This is a genomic window from Cyanobium sp. BA5m-10, assembly GCF_024346255.1.
GTDB lineage: Bacteria > Cyanobacteriota > Cyanobacteriia > PCC-6307 > Cyanobiaceae > Cyanobium_A > Cyanobium_A usitatum.
Window position 1 is genome coordinate 69,941 of the sequence record NZ_JAGQCP010000007.1, and the last position, 17,926, is coordinate 87,866.

Below are 17,926 nucleotides of genomic sequence, written 5' to 3' on the forward strand. Positions count from 1 at the left end.
CCGCGGCCATGACCACCTCCAGCTTTCCCTTTGGCCCTATCTCGGCTGTGCGCGGGCGCGCCGTTGTCATCACCGGTGACGACATTGACACCGATCGAATCATTCCAGCCCGTTTTCTTAAATGTGTCACCTTTGATGGGCTTGGCGAGCAGGTGTTTGCCGATGATCGGGCCGAGCTCTCTGGGGAGCATCCCTTCGATCGAGCAGAGCTGCAGGGAGCCTCTGTGCTGGTTGTGAACCGCAACTTTGGTTGTGGCTCAAGTCGTGAGCATGCTCCCCAGGCGTTGATGCGCTGGGGCATCCGGGCGGTGGTGGGGGAAAGCTTTGCTGAGATCTTCTATGGCAACTGTCTGGCCTTGGGAATCCCCTGTTTCACCTCATCCCACGCCAGCGTGCTGAGTCTGCAAGAGTCGCTGATTGCCGATCCTGGCCAGGAGCTGAGCTTGTCGCTGGCTAAGGCCACCCTGGAAGCCTCACGGGGGCAGCTTTGGCAGCTAGAACTCCAGTCCGGTCCCCAGCAGATGCTGGCTTCTGGGCAATGGGATGCCACCTCCCAGTTGCTGGCCAACGACGGCGAGCTGGCTCGCACCGCTGCATCGTTGCCTTACATCAACGGCTTCTAGGCTTGGGCACGAAGGGTGTGCCATTGCCGTTGAAGTTAAAGTCGTTGAGTTTGATGCGGATGCCGCCGATGCCGTCGTAGGGGCTGTAGTAGACCCCGAGCTCGTAGGAGCGGCGTTGCAGTTTTAATTCCACATAGGAATAGGAAACGTCGCCATAGAATTCGGAGCCATTATCAATGTTGAAGGTGGCACCAGCTTCCAGCACAATTGGACCATAGATCTGTTGGGCTGCTTGAAAACTAAGGGTGCGTAGATCTACCGTGCGATCAAAGCCAAAGGGGCTGGCTCCATTTAAAAAGGTGCCAGCGATTGAGGCGGAGAAGCGGGTGTAATCGAATACGGGTCGATCAAACTGTCCCAGTGTGAACGAAGGTCCGCCCCACAGGGTGAGGGTGTTCTGGTTTGCTCCATCGCTATATGTGGCTGCATAGCCACTGGCTCCGAAGTTGATTCCCAGGCCTGGTACTACCGGCACAGGTGCATAGCGCAAGCCCCGCTTGGGATCTTCACTGGCATCAAGGGCAGAGCCCTGCCAGAGCTGCAGGGTGGTGCTTGCTGCGAGGTTGGCATAGCTACGCCATAAAGAATCAAGGGTGTTTGCTTCAAATAATGTTGCTTCGTAGACTCCAGATTGGGCTGCCCAGTTGAGATTCACCGGTGCTAAGTAGGGAGCTTTTGGGGGGGCAGCCTGAGCCTTGGGCTGATTCAAGACCACGTTGCCAGCTAGATTGGCGCCATAGGAATAAACTACGGTTTGAAGTCCCAGGCTGCCATTGTAAATGCGCTCGCGATAGGATCCAAATAGATCAGCGTTTGCGCTTGTATGGCCGGGCAGGTTGAGTGGAGCCGTCAGGCGACTGGTGCTGCGGATGCCGGATCGGAAGTTGTCTGGGTTGAGGGTAGACAGGCTGGCTTCAGCATTTAATGAGAGCCAGCCCATGGGCAGGTTGAGTCCCGCCAGCAGGCCGAACATATCTGCGAGCTTGGCGGTCTGTTCGCTGGTGGGATTAGCCAGGCTTTGTCCAGGAAGCACATAGCTACTGGTACGGCCTTCGATGGCCCGCTGCACATTCAGCTGGGGCTGGAGTTGCAAGCTGCCCCGCTTGCCTATTTTTATTGGCTCCATATTGTAGCCAATAAAGAAGCCATCGCGATCTTCTTTATCCGTATCCCAGGCAAAACGAGCTTCTTCGGCGCCGATGGTTGTGTTTGTGATTGCCGGCAAAGAAACTTTGCCGTCCAGCAGAATCTGGCTGCTGCGGCTGTTGATGCGGGTCACGCCGCGCCCATCCATAACGGCCACCACCTTGCGGGCCAGGCTCCAAGAGGCGGCAGGAGTGAAGGGATCGTTGGTAAAAGCAATTTGTTCGGCAGTCCAGCGGTTGCCTCTGATTTGGATCTGGGCTCCTTGAAAGCGAATGCGGCTGATCGTGCCCGCTTTGTTTGCGGGCGGGCGGTAGCCCTGCCCATTGCTGTTGAGCGAGTCCGTGGTGTCAATAACGGCTCCCAGGTCGAGCTTCAGGCTGGTGCTCCAGCTCTGCTGGAACGTCACGTTGCTCACCTTTGAGTCCACGTCTGGCAGCTGCTCGATCTCAGTTGCTTTAACGACAGGTTTCCCAGATCCCATCGAGATCGCCTGTGCCTGCGGGCCGCCCGCTTGGGGGGGGCCGAAAGCAACTGATTCCAGTGCCCTATTTAGAGATAGAGCTGGAGTCGAGAGCTCACTGCCAGGGCAGCCGGCTGGCGCTGGCATGGTGGGCAGGCTGCTGCGACCTGGTGGCAACACCCGCACCAGCGTTCTATTGGCAGGATCTGTGCTGAGTGGCGGACAGGCAAACGCTGGTTGGCTGAAGTTAGACGGCAGACCGTTCGTTTTGGCGTTGGGATCTGGGGAGTTGACCTCTTTAAAATTGATTTCCCGGGCAAGGGTGTCCTGCTCGATAACGCCATAGACGTCGTCAAGTTCGCCGCTGTCTTCTAGTTCGCTATAGCGCAGACGGCTTGCTTGTAGGTATTGATCTCCTTTGATCAGGCGAATTTGCCCGCTTGCGTAGACACTGCGGCTGGCTTCTGCCAGTTCGACTCGATCTGCCAGCAGGCGCCAGCCATTGAAGCGGGCTTCTACGTTGCCGGTGGCAACAAACCGGCCCAGTTGCTGGTCGTAGCCTTGCTGATCGGCCTTGATTACAGCAAAGTTGGGAGCAGGAATAACGGAACTAGAGGCTTTGACCGCCCCAGGCTGGCTGGGAATTTCACCTGCCAGAGCCTCTGGAGCGAATAGGACGGATAGGCAAGCAGCTGTTAATAGTTGGTGAGCGAGCCTTTTTAAAGGCGATTTCCCCAGAGGCACTCGGTGGGAATTGCCAGCCAAATCCATCAGCCCTTAATACCTTCTTGAGCCCGAAGTGTTGAAGGAAGCGTGTCTGAAATTGGCACGATTAAATCAGGCGCAGCAGGTCCTTTTGGGGATCATCCCACAAACAGAATCAGGATCTTGCCTGCCTAGTGCCAGCTGATCAATCTTCCAGGTCTTTACGGCTCGGGGTGCGGCTGGGGTCGCTGGCCAAAAAGCCGAACACAAAGATCCCGATAAAGAAGAAGACGACCGAATAAACCGAGATCTTGAGGGCGAGCATGGTTCGGCCTTGGGGAATGGCGAGCGGGTGACAGGGAGTGACAGGCGCGTTGAAGGGCCTAGTCGACCCCGCAGCTGCGGGATCATCCTATGGGACTCGGCTTGCCATCCAACGATGCCTGAGGCCTCAGGACTAGGGCAGACCCCACGGATTGAAACGATTCAGTCACGTTTGCGGCCAACCCATTCGCGCTGGGATCTCCAACCATCCTGGCGCTGCGTGCAGGCGGGAGGGCGGTTTGGCCCAGCCCTTGACGATCCTTGGGGCCAGCAATGTCGTCCGGATTGGGCAGCGCGGGGGTTGGTGATCTGGCCGCGGGGTGGCCAGTGGCGGGAGCTACGGCTGCGGCTGGTTTGCCCGGCGACCTGGCTGCAGCTGCACCAGCCGGAGCCCGTTGCCCAGGCCCGGCTGGTGCTGCGCTGGTGGGCCGACCAGGTGGAGCTGCGGGTGGATGGTGTGCCGGTGCATGGCGGCGACCTGTTTGACACCGCTTGCCGCTGGTTGCTGCCCGAGCGCTGGTGGCAGGGGGAGGCCCTTGAGCTGGAGTTACGCCTGCGCAGCCCCTTGCACGACGACGGTGCCCTGATCGAGAGCCGTCTCGAGCTCGAGCCCCTGGATCCAGCCGATCCGTTGGATTTGTTGGCTGAAACCAAGGCTGAGCTTGCCCAGCTGCGCAGCGGCGAACCGCCGACGGGTCGGTTTCATGTGTTGGGCCATGCCCACCTCGATCTGGCCTGGCTCTGGCCGGTGGCCGACACCTGGCAAGCGGCCGAGCGCACCTTCACCTCTGCCCTTGATCTGATCGAGCGCTTCGAGGAGTTGCATTTCGGCCACTCCACACCGGCCTTATACGCCTGGCTGCAGCAACACCGGCCGGCCCTGTTCGCCCGCCTGCAGCGTGCGGTGGCAGCCGGTCGCTTTGAACCGATCAACGGCCCCTGGGTGGAGAGCGACTGCGTGCTGATCAGCAGCTCCTCACTGCTGCGCCAGTTTCAGCTGGGCCAGCAATTCAGCGCCGCCAGCTTCCCTGAGCTGGAGCACTATCTGGCCTGGTTGCCCGACAGCTTTGGTTTCGCCAGCGGCCTGCCGGCCGTGGCTCGCAGCACCGGCGTGCGTTGGTTTTGCACCCACAAAATGGCCTGGAACGCCACCAATCCCTTCCCCCACCGGCTGTTTCGCTGGCGCAGCCGCTGTGGTTCCGAGCTGCTGGCCCTGATCAACGCCCCGATCGGCACCGATGGCGATCCCGTGGCGATGGAGCGCTATCGCTTGGCTTGGCAAGGCGCGACCGGGGTTGATTCGGCCCTGTGGCTGCCCGGAGTGGGCGACCACGGTGGAGGCCCCAGCGCTGAAATGCTCGAGCAGCTGCGGCTCTGGCAGCAGCAAGCTGAAGCTGCTCCCCAGCATCACGGCAGCTTGCGGGGTTATTTGGCTGACCTCGAGCCGCTGGCGCCCCGGCTGCCGGTGTGGCGCGACGAGCTCTACCTGGAGCTGCATCGCGGCTGCGCCACCTCGCGCCCTGATCAGAAGCGCCACAACCGCACACTCGAGCGGCTGCTGCGGGAGGCGGAGCTGGCCCAGGCCCTAGCCGGCGATCCTGAAACGGTCGACTGGCGAACGCTGCTTTTTCAGCAGTTTCACGACATTTTGCCCGGCACCTCGATTCCAGAGGTGTTCGAGCAGGCCGAGCCCCAGTGGCGGGCAGCGCGCCGCAGCGCCTGCCTGCAACGGGATCGGGCTCTGCAGGCCTGGCTAGGAGCTGGTGAGGGTGAAGATGACGGTGTGGGCGTGGGTTGGTGGGTAGCCCAGCTCCAGCCCCTGCCTCCCCGGGCCCGCAGCCTGCGGGTGCCTTTGGGCGGCTGGAGTTGCGGCGGTGTGAAGCTGCCGTCCCAGCCGGCCCGGGCTGGCGGCCAGTGGCTGCAGCTGCCGCCCTTGGCGGGCGTGGCCGCCCTGCCCCTAGAGCGAACGGTCGCAGCGGCGGCCCCTCAGGTAGCTCAGGTTGAGGCGCCGGTGTGGCGAGAGGGCTGGCGCTGCGGCAACGGTTTGGTGAGTTTTGAGCTGGGTCCGCGGGGCCTCGAGCAGCTGTGGGATAGCCAGGATCATCCCCAGTTGGCAGGCCCGCTGGCCTGGCGGCGTTTTGCCGATCGAGGTGAGTTTTGGGATGCCTGGGACATCGCCACGGGCTACCGGGACCATCCGCTGGCCTGGCAGTGGCAGGGCGAGCCCAGCTGGCTGGAGCAGGGCGAGCTGTGCACCAGTTTTGTGTGGCGGGGCCAGTGCGGGGCAAGTGCGGTGCGGCTTGAGGGGCGCTTACTTGCCAATACCCCCTGGCTCGAGCTTGTGCTCAGCGTCGACTGGCGCCAGCGCCATGAGCTGCTGCGCCTGGAGATCCCCTTGGCCCAGTCGGCCCAGCGCTGGGCGGCAGATACCTCCGGTGGCGTGCTGGAACGGCCAGCCCAGCCGGTCACTGCCCGCGAGCAGGCCCGCTGGGAGCTGCCAGCGATCAGCTGGATCGCTTCTGTGGCTGCTGGCGGCGGCTTGGCGGTGCTGCTCGATGGGCCCCAGGGGGTGTCGGCTAGTCCGGAGCAGTTGGGTGTGTCGTTGCTGCGGGCGCCTACTTGGCCCGATCCTGGCGCCGATAACGGCTTGCAGCGCCTGCGGCTGGCCCTGGCGCCCTGCCCAGCAGGTTGGTGCCGGGATCAGGTGCCCAAGCAGGCGGTGGCCTTCAGGGAACCGCTATGGCTGCGGCCGGCGGCGGCCCAGGGCCGGCCTAAACGACATCAGGCCCTGCCTCCCCTGGGCGAGGGGCTGTTGCTACTGGGCTGCCGGCCGCTAGGGGAGTCGGGGGACGTGGTGCTCACCGTGCAGAACTGTTCCCCTTGCCGCCGTTACCTGGAGTTGGGAGAGAGCTGGCAGCTGCTGGAGCGACTCGATGGCCTGGATCAGCCTCTGATTTCCCGGGGAAAGCTCTCTGAAGATCCCTGGTTGCTGGCGCCGTGGAGCCTGGGCTTTTGGCGAGTGCGCCCTGATTGGGTCAGCGCTTAGGGCTCAGTCTTCGTGGTCGTCAAAGGGGTCGGTGAGGCCCTTGGAGGGCGGCCCGAAGGCTTGGTACACCCCAAACCCGGTGAGTGAAAGCAGCACCGCCAGCACGGCGAGGGCCACGGAAAGGGCCGGGGAGCTGGTGGTGGCGGTGGGGTCCATGGAGGCGGAAGGGGAATGCAGGTGACGGGTTGCGTCACAACTCTCGACGGACAGCCGCGGCGCGGTACGCGAGGCCCTTACAGTACTTAAAGCGAATCCATGCCCGAGAGGCTGCAGCAGACATGGCCCAACGCACCCGCCTCGGAGATATCCTGCGGCCACTCAATTCTGAGTACGGGAAGGTCGTCCCCGGCTGGGGCACCACGCCCGTGATGGGCATTTTTATGGTGCTCTTCTTGGTGTTTCTGCTGATCATCCTGCAGCTGTACAACAAGTCCTTGCTGCTCGAGGGCATCACTGTCAATTGGAACGGCCTCGGCTGATGAATGTGTTTGGCATTGGCTTGCCTGAGCTGGCGGTAATTGCCGCCATCGGGCTGCTGGTGTTCGGACCAAAGCGGCTGCCGGAGCTCGGTAAAACCTTGGGCCGCACCCTTAAGGGTTTTCAATCGGCCTCCTCTGAATTCGAAAAGGAGCTGCGCACGGCGATCACCACCGCCGAACCTGTTGCGGCTGACCTCCCAGTTGCAGTTTCTGCAACTGAGCTTGTTTCAGCTGACGCCTCCGCGGCTGATGCTCCAGAGCTGATTGAGCAGCCTCTCGATGGTCCCGCGGCCTGAGTTGTCGTTGCAGTTGGTGGTGGGCCTGGGTAACCCTGGAGCCAAGTACGCAGGTACTCGCCACAACGTGGGCTTTATGGCCCTTGAGCGTCTAGCAGATTGCGCTGGTGGTGCATCTTTTCGGCAGCAGCCCAAGCTTCAGGGCTTGTTGGCTGAGGTGGGTTCGGGGCCTTCCCGGCTGCGGCTGTTGATGCCCCAGACCTACATGAATGAAAGTGGTCGCTCGATCCGCGCAGCCCTTGACTGGTTTGGTTTAGAGCCCGCCCAGTTGCTGGTGGTGGTTGACGACATGGACCTGCCCCTCGGCAAGTTGAGACTGCGGGCTACGGGCAGTGCCGGGGGGCATAACGGCCTGCGCAGCACCATCAGCCACCTAGGTACCCAGGACTTTCCGCGGCTTCGTATTGGTATTGGCGCCCCCGCCCAAGATCCCGGCGAGCGCCGCGCCCGCACCGTTGGCCATGTGCTCGGACGCTTCACGCCTGCCGAGCAGCCCCTGCTCGAGGAGGTGCTGCGCGAGGTGGAGGCAGGTATTGGCCTGATCCAGCTCCTCGGCCTGGAGCGGGCTGGCAACCGACTCAACGGTTTTCAGCCCCAGGGCGCGGCAGCCTGAGCCGATGGCACGCCTTCCCTCCACCACTGCCCAGTTGCGGGTGCTGCACCAGAGCTTCAGCCAGCGGGTGCTGGAGGGGGAGGTGAGTGCGGGCGGCTACCAATGGAGTTTCCGCTGGGCCTTTGACCGCGGTGAACTCAGCGTTGAGCCTTCTTTGGGCAGGGCTCTGATCCAGGATGCCCTGCTGCGTTATCTGCTCAAGGTCGACTACCAGCTCGAGCCTGGCGGTGAATACATCTTTACGGTTCGGGCCCGTTTTTAAACCGATTCAGCCTCCAGCGCGACCGGCAGCGGCCATCGCCTCAGCACCTCCTGGTTGCTGCGTTGCAGGGTCACCCCGCAGTAGCGCTCTATCAGCAGCTGGGCCACCACATCGTCGATATCTCGGGGTGGTAATCGCAAGCCCGCCGGCAGCAGCCGCCTCCAGCCCCTAGGGGGCCAAAGCTGCCAGTAGCGCTCCCGGGCCGCCAGGGTGCTGCCGCTCTCATCCACCACAGCTAGCGCCAGCCGCTGCTGGCCAAGTTGGCTGCACCAGTCTTTGCTGCCGGTGCCATTGCCGAGCACAACCTGGCCAAGCCCCACTTGCTGCCAGCTTTTGAGCAGGGCGAGGCAGGCTTGTGGGGGCAGGATGGCAGCCTGCCGGATCTGGCCAACGGCAGGATCAGCCAGCACTAGACCGCATTTGCTGCGCCCGGGATCGAGGCCTGCCACCAGGCCCGCCGCAGCGCTCGTCATGGGCGGCGAGGGCCCGGACCCGATTGGGCGGGAGATGGGGCCGCCAACCAGCGCAATTCCGCTGCAATTGGGTCGGCGGTGCTGGCGCTGTTGATGGCGAGGGCTTCTAGTTGGGCAACCTGGCCCGGCTGGCGCTCGCTCAGCTCCCGGGCCAGCTTTTTAAAGCTGGCCGCATCGAACTGCAGCCCTTCCACCAATGTGCCCTGGCGCTGGGCTCGGGCATAGGCAGCGGCCAGCAGCAGGTTGAGTCGCCGCGAAACCGGCTCCAGGGCTGTGAGGTCGCCCTCGATCGTGGTGCTGGCCAGCACTTCACCTGCTTTAACTACTGGGCGGTTGGGGCGTAGGTCTGGGAAGGCAAGCACCTGGCGCTCGCCCCTCAGCACGTTGGCGGCCGAGAGAATGCTCACCACCCAGCTGCCGGGTTTGGCGAGCAGGCCTTCCAGCTTGCTGATGTCATTTTTGGGTACCAGCAGGATCTGGCGATCGGGGGGCTGGCCGGGCAGCACCCGCCTGAAGGCGTTGAGATTGGCCTGCTGCAGCAAGGCGGTGATCACCTCCTTGGCCTGCTCGGGGCGCTCAAGGGTCACCTTGGCGCTGGCCAGGGTCTGACCGCTGCTGAGCACCACGTCGCCGCGGCGCAGGGCAATCAGGTTGCCCTCCAGGTCTTTAAGTTCTTGGGCTCCGGCGCTAATCCGGCGGCGCACCTGGGCTAGTTCCGCTTCGGTGCGGCGGATTTCCGCATCCCGCCCCTTCACCTCCTGGCTGAGACGGCTGCGCTCCAGCTCCAACCGGTTGCGCTGGGTTAGAAGTGGCGCCAGCTCTTGGCGCAATTTGCTGGCGCGGGCTTGGGCCTGCTCAAAGCGCGTCTGAGCCTCGCGTTTGCCCTGTTCGGCCCGCGCCACCTGCAGGCGGCTGCTGGCTAGTTGGCTGTTGCTGCGGCTCAGTTCGCTGCGGCTGGTTTGCAGCCGTTGCTCCAGTCGATCGAGTTCAAACAGGCCCGTGCGCAGCCGCTCGCTTACCAGCAGCATCAGGCCGAGGGAGATGGCACTGATCAGGCTGCCAGTGAGCACTGTGATCAACACGGCGGTGCGGCGGGGCCGCATCCCCAACAGGCTCAAGCGCGCCTTGCCCACCAGGCTGCCGAGTCGGTCGCCCAGGGTGGAGAGCACTCCCCCCAGGGCGAGCAGAGCGAGGATCAGCAGCCAGCCCGTCACATACGTCCCCGGAGGGCCCCAGTATCCCTGGCCTTCAGCTGAAGCGCTTAGCTAGGGCGATTGGATCAAACACAGTGATCTTTTTGCGGTCGATCTGAACCAGCCCGTCGTTGCGCAGGTCGCCCAGCAGGCGAGTGATTGTGACGCGGGTGGAGCCAATCGCTTCGGCAATCGCCTGGTGGGAGAGGCGCAGATCAATCGTGATCCCTTCCGAGCTGGGAACGCCGAAATCTCGGCACAGCACCAGCAGGAAGCTCACCAGCCGCGAGCTCATGTCGCGGTGGGTGAGGGTTTCGATCATCGTTTCGGTCTGCAGTATTCGCGAAGACAGGCCCTGCAGCAGTAGCAAGCCCACGCTGGCGTCCTGCTCGATCGCACGGCGCACGGAGGTGGCTGGTGCGGTCACCATCTCGACCCTGGTGAAGGCAACAGCGTGATAGAAGCGATCGGAGCGCTGGCCGGTAAGCAGCGAGAGCACACCAAACAGGCTGTTCTCGCGCAACAGGGCCACGGTGATCTCCTCGCCTGATTCATATACCCGCGACAGCCGGACCGCTCCGCGCCGCAGCAGATAGACCCGCTCGGCTGGATCGCCGGGAAAAAAAATCGTTTTGCCCCGTTCGATCGTCTCGACACTGCTGCCGGCCAGGCCCCGGATCACTTCCAACAGGGTGGGGTTGCCCTGGCCGGCGCTGCCCATGCCTGCCACCACGCCAGGAGCACCCGTCGATGGGGTGTTGGCGGTACGGCTAAATCCGTGGGTAGCGCCAACCATCAAGGTTTTGGCAAGTGCCGGGACCCTAAGGATCACCCGGGGGGCGGCTTGTAGCAATACACACGGTTTGAGACGACACCGCCGGCGCCCCCTGCGCACCAGTACGTATGTTTCCGCTAGGGATGGTGTCGTTTGCTTGTGGAGCGGCTCGATCCCGCTACATTCAGCTCCGCGAGGCCATGGGCTGCTCGCGGCGCCCCAGGTCTGTTTTTCGATTTTCAAGGTTCTTATTCAGGTTGTTCATGACCGCGAGCTTGCCCGTCTCAGGCCTCACCTCCTCCTCCTCTGGAGCTGGTTTTCCGGCGGTCCAGCACCAACCTCAGCGCTCTGGCCATCGCCCTTTGGCTGTGGCGGCTGCCGCGTCCGCCCCTTCTGCTGCGCCGGCATTGCGGCTGGTGGCCCAGTCGGAGGGCTTACTGCAAATCCATACGGCGCCTTTCCGCGGCAGTTACGGAGCCGTGCTCAGCCAGGCCCTACGTAGTGCCGGCTTGGGTAGCCGGGTGCTAGTTACTCAGTTCCTTAAGGGCGGTGTAGATCAGGGCCTCGGCAGCAGCGTCTGGCTGTGTGGGCGACTGCAATGGCTGCGGCCCGGTGTGCCCGGCTGTCTGTCAGAGCCAGCTGCCCACCAGGGGCTCGAGCTGTTGGAGGCGGTGCGCCAGGTGTGGGCCTTCAGCCGCGAGCAGCTGCTCAGTGGTGCGGTGGATCTAATGGTGCTCGACGAGCTGGGCTTGGCTGTGGAGCTGGGCTACATCGAGCAGGCTGAAGTGCTGGCAACCTTGGAGCGCCGACCAGCCCATCTAGATGTCATTTTGACAGGGCCAGCCATGACTCCTGAGTTGATGGCCATGGCTGATCAGGTCACCCAGTTGCGCCGAGGCCTCTGATGCTGAAGAACGATCGCTGGATCAACGAGCAAGCTGCGGTAGGAATGTTGCAGCCGTTTCAGTCGAGCCTGGTGCGCCACCTCGATCCCGCTACGGCGGGCTCCCCGGTGCTCAGCTACGGCTGTTCTTCCTATGGCTACGACTTGCGGTTGTCGGCCAAGGAATTTTTGATCTTTCGGCATGTGCCTGGCACCGTGATGAACCCCAAGCGGTTCAACCCGGCGAACCTGGAGCCCGCTCCCCTGCGCGAAGACGAGGACGGATCCTATTTTATTTTGCCGGCCCATTCCTATGGCTTGGGAGTAGCACTGGAGAAGATGAAGGTGCCATCAAATATCACGGTGATCTGCCTGGGTAAGAGCACATACGCCAGGCTAGGCATCATTGTTAATACGACCCCAGCGGAAGCCGGCTGGCAGGGTCACCTCACCCTGGAGTTCAGTAATTCTTCGGGTGCTGACTGCCGCATTTATGCAAATGAGGGAATTTGTCAGCTGCTCTTTTTTGAGGGCGATCCCTGCGAGACAACCTATCAAGATCGGGCTGGTAAATATCAGCATCAGCCCGAACGGGTTACCTTGGCGCGTATCTAGTTCCCAGCAAAATGCCCCATAAGGCGAACCACCTGGCGCACCGAGAGGTGCGCCAGGTGGTTCGCCTTATGGGGCGAGCCTGGCTTTATGTAAGCGGCTCTTTTCATACCAGTCAGCAAATTGGGGTGTCCAAGCCTGTAGGTGGGGCCACATCAGATCACAGAGCTCACGGATCTCCTGCTGGGCATCGAGCTTCGCCCGCAGGTCAAGGAAGTGCAGAAATGCCCGCAAGGTGAAGCTCACCACGAAGTGCTGGCGGTAGTCGAAGGGCAGGATGCCGCGGGCGTGCTCCTCGGCGAAGCCAGCCGCCAAAAGGTCGCGGTAGCGAGCCGCCGCAGCCCTGCAGAGCTCTAGATCTATGTAGCGCTGCTCTTCTGTGTAGGCGTATTTTTTGCCTTGCCGGTCGCTATAGCTACCTATGGGCCGTAGATAGAACACCTCCTCCAGTTCCAGTTCACCATTGGCGGCCTTGCAGATGCGATCGCCGGTGTAGCGCATGGATTGCACGTCAAAGCTCACCCCCACCCGGTGTGTACGCGCCTGCTGCATCACTGAGTGGGGAAACCAGCCAACGTTGAGCACGATTTGGGCGTGTTCTAAGGGGCCGTAGTGACCGCGCTCGCCGGCGAGAAGTCGTTTGATGCAGATCTCCCCTGCTTTGCTCTCCTCGGGCCAGTTGGCGGAGTCTGCCGCCACAAAGCCCTCGCTGTAGTCCTGATGCATTCCCGCATAAACGCACTGCTGGGGGTTAGGCGTGGCGGCGATCAGGTCAACGCGGAAACGGGAATCCATGGCGGGCGTCAACCGTGGCTGCGGGGTCCGGCCATCGTGGCAGTAGCTGGCTCCGCTGCCGCAACTTCGCCAGCGGGTTGGCTCAGGTTGCTGACGGCACCCACTCCGGCCAGGGCCGGCAGGGGGGCGCCGGCGATCAGGGCGCTGCTGAGAGCGCGCAATTCGTTGAGGCTGCGGGCGCCAATCGAGCGGCCCACCGCTTCACCGGCAGCATTGAACAGCTCTAGTTGGGGAATGCCGTTGACGTCGTAGCGCTCCAGCTCCGGCTGCCAGCGCGGATTGTCAACGTTGAGCAGCACCACATCAAGCTGGCCGCGGTGTTGGGCTTCGATCGTTTCCATTGCCGGAGCCATGGTGCGGCAGGCGTCGCACCAGTCGGCGTAGAACTCCACCAGCGTTGGCTTGCCATTGCGCAAGGCCACGGGTAGATCCAGGGATTGGCGCGCCAAGCGTTCCAGTGGAGCCTCCGGATTCAGTCCGCCCCGGAACCACAGCAGGCCCGCTGCCAGTAGGGCCGCCAGCACGACTAGCAGCAGCCGTTCGCTTGGCCCCAGGCCGGAATTCGGGGTGGAGTTGGTCATGACTGCACTTTGCCAGTGCTTGCTAGCGTTTTGCGGAGGTAAGCGTGCTGTTCCCGCGAACCGGATCCTCGTGAAACGGCGCCTAACCCTGCACTTTCCCCGCGAAGCGGTGCATCAGCCGATCACCTATCGGCTGGCGGTGGATTTCGATATCGCCGCCAAGATCCTGCGCGCCCAGATTTCCCCCAACCAGAGCGGCACCATGGTGGTGGAGCTCTCCGGTGACATCGACGAACTGACGGCTGCGGAAGCCTGGCTAGAAAGTCAGGGACTTGGTCTTAACCGGGCGCCGGGTCAGATAGCCGTAGACCGCAGTCTCTGTATCGACTGCGGCCTCTGCTCGAGCGTTTGCCCCAGCGGTGCCCTCAGCTTGACCCAGCCGGCTTGGCAGCTGCAATTCGATGCGCAACGCTGCTTGGTGTGCGAACAGTGCATTCCGAGTTGCCCTCTGGATGCGATTTCCCTGGTGCTGGCTCCCCCGTGATGGCGATGTTGCGTCTGCTGTTGCTGCCCTTGCGGGCGCCGATGCTGCTGGTGCTGGTAGTGATATCCGTTTACGAGGGCTTGCAGTGGAGCCAGCCGCTCGAGGGTGCGGCAGCGTCGGGGATGGGGCAGTTATCCAGCTTGTTCTGGTCACTTGACTGTCTCCACGCCTTGCTGGTGGTGGTGGTGTGCACCATGCCCGACCTGCTGCTGCAGCGGATTTCCAATTTGATGGCCGCCAGTCGGGTGATGAGCCTGGTGATCAGCCTGTTGATCGTCACGGTGGGTGGCCTCTATCTGCTCCACCTCAAAGTGCTCACGAATGTGCTGATCCTGGGCACCACTGTGTTGTTGGCACGCCTCGATCTAGCTCGGATTCGGGTGGCACCCCCGCCGGTGCTCCTGGCAGGGGTGCTGGGTGTGCTCGTGTTGTCAGGGGCATGGGTAGGCCGCTGGCTGGCAAGCGGTGGCTAGCAGCTAGCCAGCGGCCTCTCTTGGAAGTTCCAAAAGTTGCCGAGCACTTTTTTGACGTACAGCCGGGTTTCCGGGTAGGGGATGGCCTCTATCCATAGCTCCGGTTCTTGTTGCAGTTGGGGTGTCACCCAGCCAGAGGTGGCACCGGGGCCGGCGTTGTAGCTGGCAGCCATAAGCACGGGGTTGCCCTGCCACTGGCCCAGCAGTTGCTTTAGGTAAAGCGCGCCTAACTGGGCATTGCGGGCTGGGTCGGTGAGGTCATCGGCTGCCAGGGGCGTGCCGGCTAGTTCGGCGGCGGTGGCCGGCATCAGTTGCAGCAAGCCGACGGCACCGGCGCCGGAGCTCACCCCCGGGCTGAAGCGCGATTCCTGTTTGGCTACGGCTGCCAGCAGGGCTGCCGGCACCCCGGCGGTTGCGCCAGCCTCCTTGAGCTCTGCCACGAAGCTGGCGGTTTGCAGGTCGAGCTCAAGCTGTTGGGCCAGGGCGCAGTTTGCATTCACCGGTAGGCGCAGGCTGGCTTGCTCGAGTTGGCCGAGTCCTATCCAGTGGTCTCCCACGGCCCGGCGTAGCCGGCCTTCCGTAATCAGCTCCTGGGGACTAGTGGGGGGGGAACTCCGCTCCGTGCGCCAGTGCTCCCAGGCTTCCAGGGGTTGGCCCAGGCGCCAGAGCCGGTCGATCTGCCAGTCGCCGCTGCCCAGGGGGTGCCATTGGGGTTGCACAAGGGCCGGGCTGCTGCGGGGATCGAGGTTGAGATCGCCGCGGCCTAGGCGCACCGCCGCCCGCCAGCCGTAGTAGCCGCCGGGATGCTGTTTGGTCAGATCAGTCCAGGTGCGTTGTGCTTTGGCGGTGGCGCCTTGCTGCTTCTGGCTGAAACCCAGCCAGAAGCGCTGGCGTCCCACCAGCCCCACCGGCAATTCGCGACCGATCGGCGCACTCAGCAGCGTTGTGGCCGTTGCCCATTGGCGCTTGAGCAGGGCCTGACGGGCTTGCTGCCACTGCAGTTCCCAGCTGGCTGGATCTTTGGGCCAGCGCTGCAGCACCGCCAGCGTCGCGCCGATGTCGCCACTCTCCATTGCCCGCCGCGCCTGCACCGGGGCCGTGGCTTGCAGGGCAGAGGGCAGCCCCTTCAAGGCCTGGAGAGCCCTGGGCCCGGGCTGTTCGCTGAGCAGGGCTGCGGCCTCGCTGGCCTGGCTGGAGCGCGGCGCGGATTTGGCCAGTTGCAGCAGCAGACTTTCGGCCTGGGCCTGCTGCTGGCTGCCGCCACCGAGTAGGGCCCGGCTGAGGGCTAGCTGGGTTGCTGGGCTCGGCGGACTGCCCTTGAGGCAGCTCAGGGCAGCGGCCGAATCGCCTAGCTGGGCCAGGCCCCTGGCCAATTGGTCCCGCTGGCTAGGGGTAGCTGCTGCGGGCGTGCTCTGGCAGGCCTGGCGCAAGCGTGGCCCCGCACCGGGCCAGCGCACACCGTGACGGGCCAGGTGCAGGGCTGCCTGGAGGCGATCTGCGTCGCTCGGGCCCGCCTCCACGGCGGCCGCGAGGGCCGCGGGATGGGCGGCGAAGCGGCTGCGTAGTTTCTGCCGCAGCTGGGGCTGCTGCCGGCCCAGGGCATAAAGCCCATCGGCTGAGGCGGGCGTGTGGGGGAAGCGCCTCACAAGCTGCTGCCAGCGTTGCTGGGCGGCTTTCTGATCACCCAGGGCTTCGGCGGCCAGGGCATCGCGTTTGAGCACCAGGGCGGCTAGCTCATCGCCACCCCAGCCCTGGCCGCGCAGCAACCGGCGCTCGCCGGCTAGGTCGCCTTTTGCCTGGCGCGGCAGCAGCAGCAAGCTGGCCTCCCGCCGCCGTTCCGGATCGGGCGAGAACCGCCGCAGGCGCTCCAGGGTTGGGGTGGGTGTGCTGGGGTCTGGCGCGGGAATCAGGGTCAGCAGTGCCCTGCCGCCCACCAAGGCGGCGCCGCTGCCCAAGCAGGTGAGGGCCAGCAGCAGGGGGAGGCGAGCCAAGGGCAATAGCGGCGCAGCTTCGGCATTCTGGGGAGGTGTGAATCCCACTTAGCTGGTGCGCCTGCCCTCCCTACCCCCCTATCTCTCAACCTTGCCTGGGGCTGAGCAGCGGTTGCGGGCTCTGCGGGTGCTGGCGGTATCGGGCCTGGTGCTGCTGCTGCGCCCTTTTTGGCCATTGAGCTGGCTGCCCGGCTGGGTGGTTGGTGCGCTGCTGCTCTGGACGATTGGCGAACTGGTGCTCTGGATCTGTTGGCCCCGCCGCTGGCGCTGAAAGGGATCCGGTCCCTACCTGGCCCAGGCCAGCCATGGTGAGCGCTTTGCAGCAGCCCACGTAACCTGAGCTCCACTGAGGCATCTGCTGCTGCCCATGGCCGACCTGGCTCCCCATCCCGTTGGCCTGCCCCTGCGGGGTGGTGTGGCCGGTTTCGGGACCGATGGCATCCGTGGCCGGGTGGCAACCCAGGTGAGCCCGGCTTTGGCTTTGCAGGTTGGCTTCTGGTGCGGCCAGGTGTTGCGCCAAGGGGCGCCGGTGCTCATCGGCATGGACTCCCGTAGCAGTGGCCCGATGCTGGTGGCGGCGCTCACCGCCGGACTCACGGCTGCAGGTAGGGAGGTATGGACCCTGGGGCTATGCCCTACGCCAGCGATTCCTGGCGCCATTCGCCGTCTTGGCGCGGCTGGCGGTCTGATGGTGTCCGCCAGCCACAACCCCCCTGAAGACAACGGCATCAAGGTGTTTGGGGCCTCCGGCGCCAAGCTGAGCCGCGGCCAGCAGCAGGCGATCGAGGCTGGGCTGCAGGGGGTTGGGGCTGGACCGGCAATAGGTGCTTCCGGCGGCTTCTTGGGCACAGGAGTTGTGCACGATCGCCCCGATTTACTAGCCGACTACCAGCGGTCCTTGGTGGCGAGCGTGATGGGTCGGCGCTTGGAAGGTTGCAAGATTGTGCTAGACCTTTGTTGGGGCTCGGCTTCTGCCTGTGGAGAGGCGGTGTTTCGGGCCTTAGGCGCAGAACTCACCGTGTTGCACGGCAAGCCGGATGGGGCGCGCATCAACGTGGACTGCGGCAGCACCCACCTTGAGCCGCTCAGGCGTGCGGTGCTCGAGACCGGAGCCAGCATGGGTTTTGGCTTCGATGGCGATGCAGATCGGATGCTGGCGGTGGATGGCCGGGGCCGGGTGGTGGATGGTGACCAGATTCTTTATCTCTGGGGAACGTCCCTGCTTGATGCGGGCCAGTTGCCGGCCAATCGCATCGTTGCCACGGTGATGTCAAACCTCGGCTTTGAGCGTGCCTGGCAGGCCAAGGGAGGGGTGCTCGAGCGCACCGCCGTTGGTGATCAATACGTCCACCAGGCGATGGAGCAGATGGGCGCTGGCCTCGGTGGCGAGCAGTCGGGCCATATTTTGTCGGCCCGCCATGGCATGAGTGGCGATGGGCTGCTCACCGCTTTGCAAGTGGCCACGTTGTTGCATCGCAGTGGCCAATCACTGGCCGACTGGATGGATAGCAGTTTCAAGCCCTACCCCCAGACTCTGGTGAATGTGACGGTGCCAGACCGGCAACGGCGCCAGCAGTGGCAAGCTTGCGAGCCGCTGCGGCTCGCCGTGGAGCAGGCGGAGATTGCGATGGAGGGACAGGGCCGGGTGCTGGTGCGCGCCAGTGGCACCGAACCACTCCTGCGGGTGATGGTGGAGGCCGCCGATCAGCAGC

The 17,926-nt window shown here is 63.7% G+C and carries 21 protein-coding genes; 12 read left to right on the top strand and 9 right to left on the bottom strand.

Annotated features, from left to right (window positions below; genetic code table 11):
- The first annotated feature begins 8 nt into the window (after positions 1-8).
- Positions 9-623: a 3-isopropylmalate dehydratase small subunit 2 gene (locus tag KBY85_RS04785; protein WP_254960390.1), complete on the top strand. Its 615-nt coding sequence runs from the start codon at positions 9-11 to the stop codon at positions 621-623.
- Here KBY85_RS04785 and KBY85_RS04790 read toward each other — a convergent pair.
- Positions 610-3,000 carry a DUF3769 domain-containing protein gene (locus tag KBY85_RS04790; RefSeq protein WP_254960391.1) on the bottom strand — a complete coding sequence of 797 codons (2,391 nt, stop codon included), beginning with the start codon at positions 2,998-3,000 and terminating at the stop codon, positions 610-612. The two genes, KBY85_RS04785 and KBY85_RS04790, sit on opposite strands and share 14 nt — an antisense overlap.
- Positions 3,001-3,139: 139 nt before the next feature.
- On the bottom strand, positions 3,140-3,259 hold the full coding sequence (locus KBY85_RS04795; protein ID WP_006172424.1) for a photosystem II reaction center protein I: 120 nt from the start codon (positions 3,257-3,259) through the stop codon (positions 3,140-3,142).
- 114 nt (positions 3,260-3,373) lie between these two features.
- Between KBY85_RS04795 and KBY85_RS04800 the strand changes: the two genes are divergently transcribed.
- Positions 3,374-6,304, top strand: coding sequence for an alpha-mannosidase (locus tag KBY85_RS04800; RefSeq protein WP_254960392.1), 2,931 nt, complete (start codon positions 3,374-3,376; stop codon positions 6,302-6,304).
- Between the two features lie 3 nt (positions 6,305-6,307).
- Here the strand turns inward: KBY85_RS04800 and psbN are convergent, their stop codons facing one another.
- The gene (gene psbN / locus KBY85_RS04805; RefSeq protein ID WP_254932007.1) at positions 6,308-6,460 is read right to left on the bottom strand and encodes a photosystem II reaction center protein PsbN; all 153 of its coding nucleotides are present in this window, start codon (positions 6,458-6,460) and stop codon (positions 6,308-6,310) included.
- Between the two features lie 122 nt (positions 6,461-6,582).
- On the opposite strand from psbN, the gene psbH reads away from it, so the two are divergent.
- Genes psbH through KBY85_RS04825 form a run of 4 tightly spaced genes read left to right on the top strand, consistent with a single transcriptional unit; the run spans position 6,583 to position 7,954 of the window.
- Positions 6,583-6,783, top strand: a complete 201-nt coding sequence (psbH, locus tag KBY85_RS04810; protein WP_094559148.1) for a photosystem II reaction center phosphoprotein PsbH — start codon at positions 6,583-6,585, stop codon at positions 6,781-6,783.
- Positions 6,783-7,079: a TatA/E family twin arginine-targeting protein translocase gene (locus tag KBY85_RS04815; RefSeq protein ID WP_254960393.1), complete on the top strand. Its 297-nt coding sequence runs from the start codon at positions 6,783-6,785 to the stop codon at positions 7,077-7,079. Before psbH ends, KBY85_RS04815 begins: the two co-directional genes overlap by 1 nt.
- Positions 7,063-7,692: an aminoacyl-tRNA hydrolase gene (pth, locus tag KBY85_RS04820; protein WP_254960394.1), complete on the top strand. Its 630-nt coding sequence runs from the start codon at positions 7,063-7,065 to the stop codon at positions 7,690-7,692. Before KBY85_RS04815 ends, pth begins: the two co-directional genes overlap by 17 nt.
- A 4-nt stretch (positions 7,693-7,696) precedes the next feature.
- Positions 7,697-7,954 (top strand): DUF3146 family protein, encoded by a 258-nt coding sequence (locus KBY85_RS04825; RefSeq protein WP_254960395.1) that lies wholly within the window; start codon positions 7,697-7,699, stop codon positions 7,952-7,954.
- Here KBY85_RS04825 and KBY85_RS04830 read toward each other — a convergent pair.
- The 3 genes from KBY85_RS04830 to ntcA are packed head-to-tail and all read right to left on the bottom strand — an operon-like array spanning position 7,951 to position 10,416.
- Complete coding sequence (locus KBY85_RS04830; protein WP_254960396.1) at positions 7,951-8,427, bottom strand: resolvase; 477 nt, start codon at positions 8,425-8,427, stop codon at positions 7,951-7,953. The two genes, KBY85_RS04825 and KBY85_RS04830, sit on opposite strands and share 4 nt — an antisense overlap.
- Complete coding sequence (locus KBY85_RS04835) at positions 8,424-9,641, bottom strand: DUF3084 domain-containing protein (protein ID WP_254960397.1); 1,218 nt, start codon at positions 9,639-9,641, stop codon at positions 8,424-8,426. Before KBY85_RS04835 ends, KBY85_RS04830 begins: the two co-directional genes overlap by 4 nt.
- A 34-nt stretch (positions 9,642-9,675) precedes the next feature.
- Positions 9,676-10,416 carry a global nitrogen regulator NtcA gene (gene ntcA / locus KBY85_RS04840; RefSeq protein ID WP_106632287.1) on the bottom strand — a complete coding sequence of 247 codons (741 nt, stop codon included), beginning with the start codon at positions 10,414-10,416 and terminating at the stop codon, positions 9,676-9,678.
- 242 nt (positions 10,417-10,658) lie between these two features.
- On the opposite strand from ntcA, the gene KBY85_RS04845 reads away from it, so the two are divergent.
- Both KBY85_RS04845 and dcd read left to right on the top strand, forming a co-directional pair.
- The gene (locus tag KBY85_RS04845; RefSeq protein WP_254960398.1) at positions 10,659-11,300 is read left to right on the top strand and encodes a cob(I)yrinic acid a,c-diamide adenosyltransferase; all 642 of its coding nucleotides are present in this window, start codon (positions 10,659-10,661) and stop codon (positions 11,298-11,300) included.
- Positions 11,300-11,893, top strand: a complete 594-nt coding sequence (gene dcd / locus KBY85_RS04850) for a dCTP deaminase (protein ID WP_254960400.1) — start codon at positions 11,300-11,302, stop codon at positions 11,891-11,893. Before KBY85_RS04845 ends, dcd begins: the two co-directional genes overlap by 1 nt.
- A gap of 66 nt (positions 11,894-11,959) precedes the next feature.
- On the opposite strand, the gene thyX is transcribed toward dcd, so the two are convergent.
- Both thyX and KBY85_RS04860 read right to left on the bottom strand, forming a co-directional pair.
- Complete coding sequence (gene thyX / locus KBY85_RS04855; protein WP_254960401.1) at positions 11,960-12,685, bottom strand: FAD-dependent thymidylate synthase; 726 nt, start codon at positions 12,683-12,685, stop codon at positions 11,960-11,962.
- An 8-nt stretch (positions 12,686-12,693) separates the two neighbouring features.
- Complete coding sequence (locus KBY85_RS04860) at positions 12,694-13,266, bottom strand: thioredoxin domain-containing protein (protein ID WP_254960402.1); 573 nt, start codon at positions 13,264-13,266, stop codon at positions 12,694-12,696.
- 70 nt (positions 13,267-13,336) lie between these two features.
- Here KBY85_RS04860 and KBY85_RS04865 point away from each other — a divergent pair, with 70 nt between their 5' ends.
- Both KBY85_RS04865 and KBY85_RS04870 read left to right on the top strand, forming a co-directional pair.
- A complete protein-coding gene (locus KBY85_RS04865; RefSeq protein WP_254941715.1) occupies positions 13,337-13,750 on the top strand; it encodes an NIL domain-containing protein in 414 nt (137 codons plus the stop codon).
- The gene (locus tag KBY85_RS04870) at positions 13,750-14,223 is read left to right on the top strand and encodes a hypothetical protein (protein ID WP_106632293.1); all 474 of its coding nucleotides are present in this window, start codon (positions 13,750-13,752) and stop codon (positions 14,221-14,223) included. The genes KBY85_RS04865 and KBY85_RS04870 overlap by 1 nt, the downstream gene beginning before the upstream one ends.
- Here KBY85_RS04870 and KBY85_RS04875 read toward each other — a convergent pair.
- Positions 14,220-16,214, bottom strand: coding sequence for a lytic transglycosylase domain-containing protein (locus KBY85_RS04875; protein ID WP_254960403.1), 1,995 nt, complete (start codon positions 16,212-16,214; stop codon positions 14,220-14,222). The genes KBY85_RS04870 and KBY85_RS04875 overlap by 4 nt on opposite strands.
- A 55-nt stretch (positions 16,215-16,269) precedes the next feature.
- Between KBY85_RS04875 and KBY85_RS04880 the strand changes: the two genes are divergently transcribed.
- Both KBY85_RS04880 and glmM read left to right on the top strand, forming a co-directional pair.
- Complete coding sequence (locus KBY85_RS04880; RefSeq protein ID WP_254960404.1) at positions 16,270-16,485, top strand: hypothetical protein; 216 nt, start codon at positions 16,270-16,272, stop codon at positions 16,483-16,485.
- Positions 16,486-16,581: 96 nt separating this feature from the next.
- Positions 16,582-17,926: phosphoglucosamine mutase (glmM, locus tag KBY85_RS04885; protein ID WP_254960406.1), on the top strand; the 1,345-nt coding region annotated here is incomplete at its 3' end.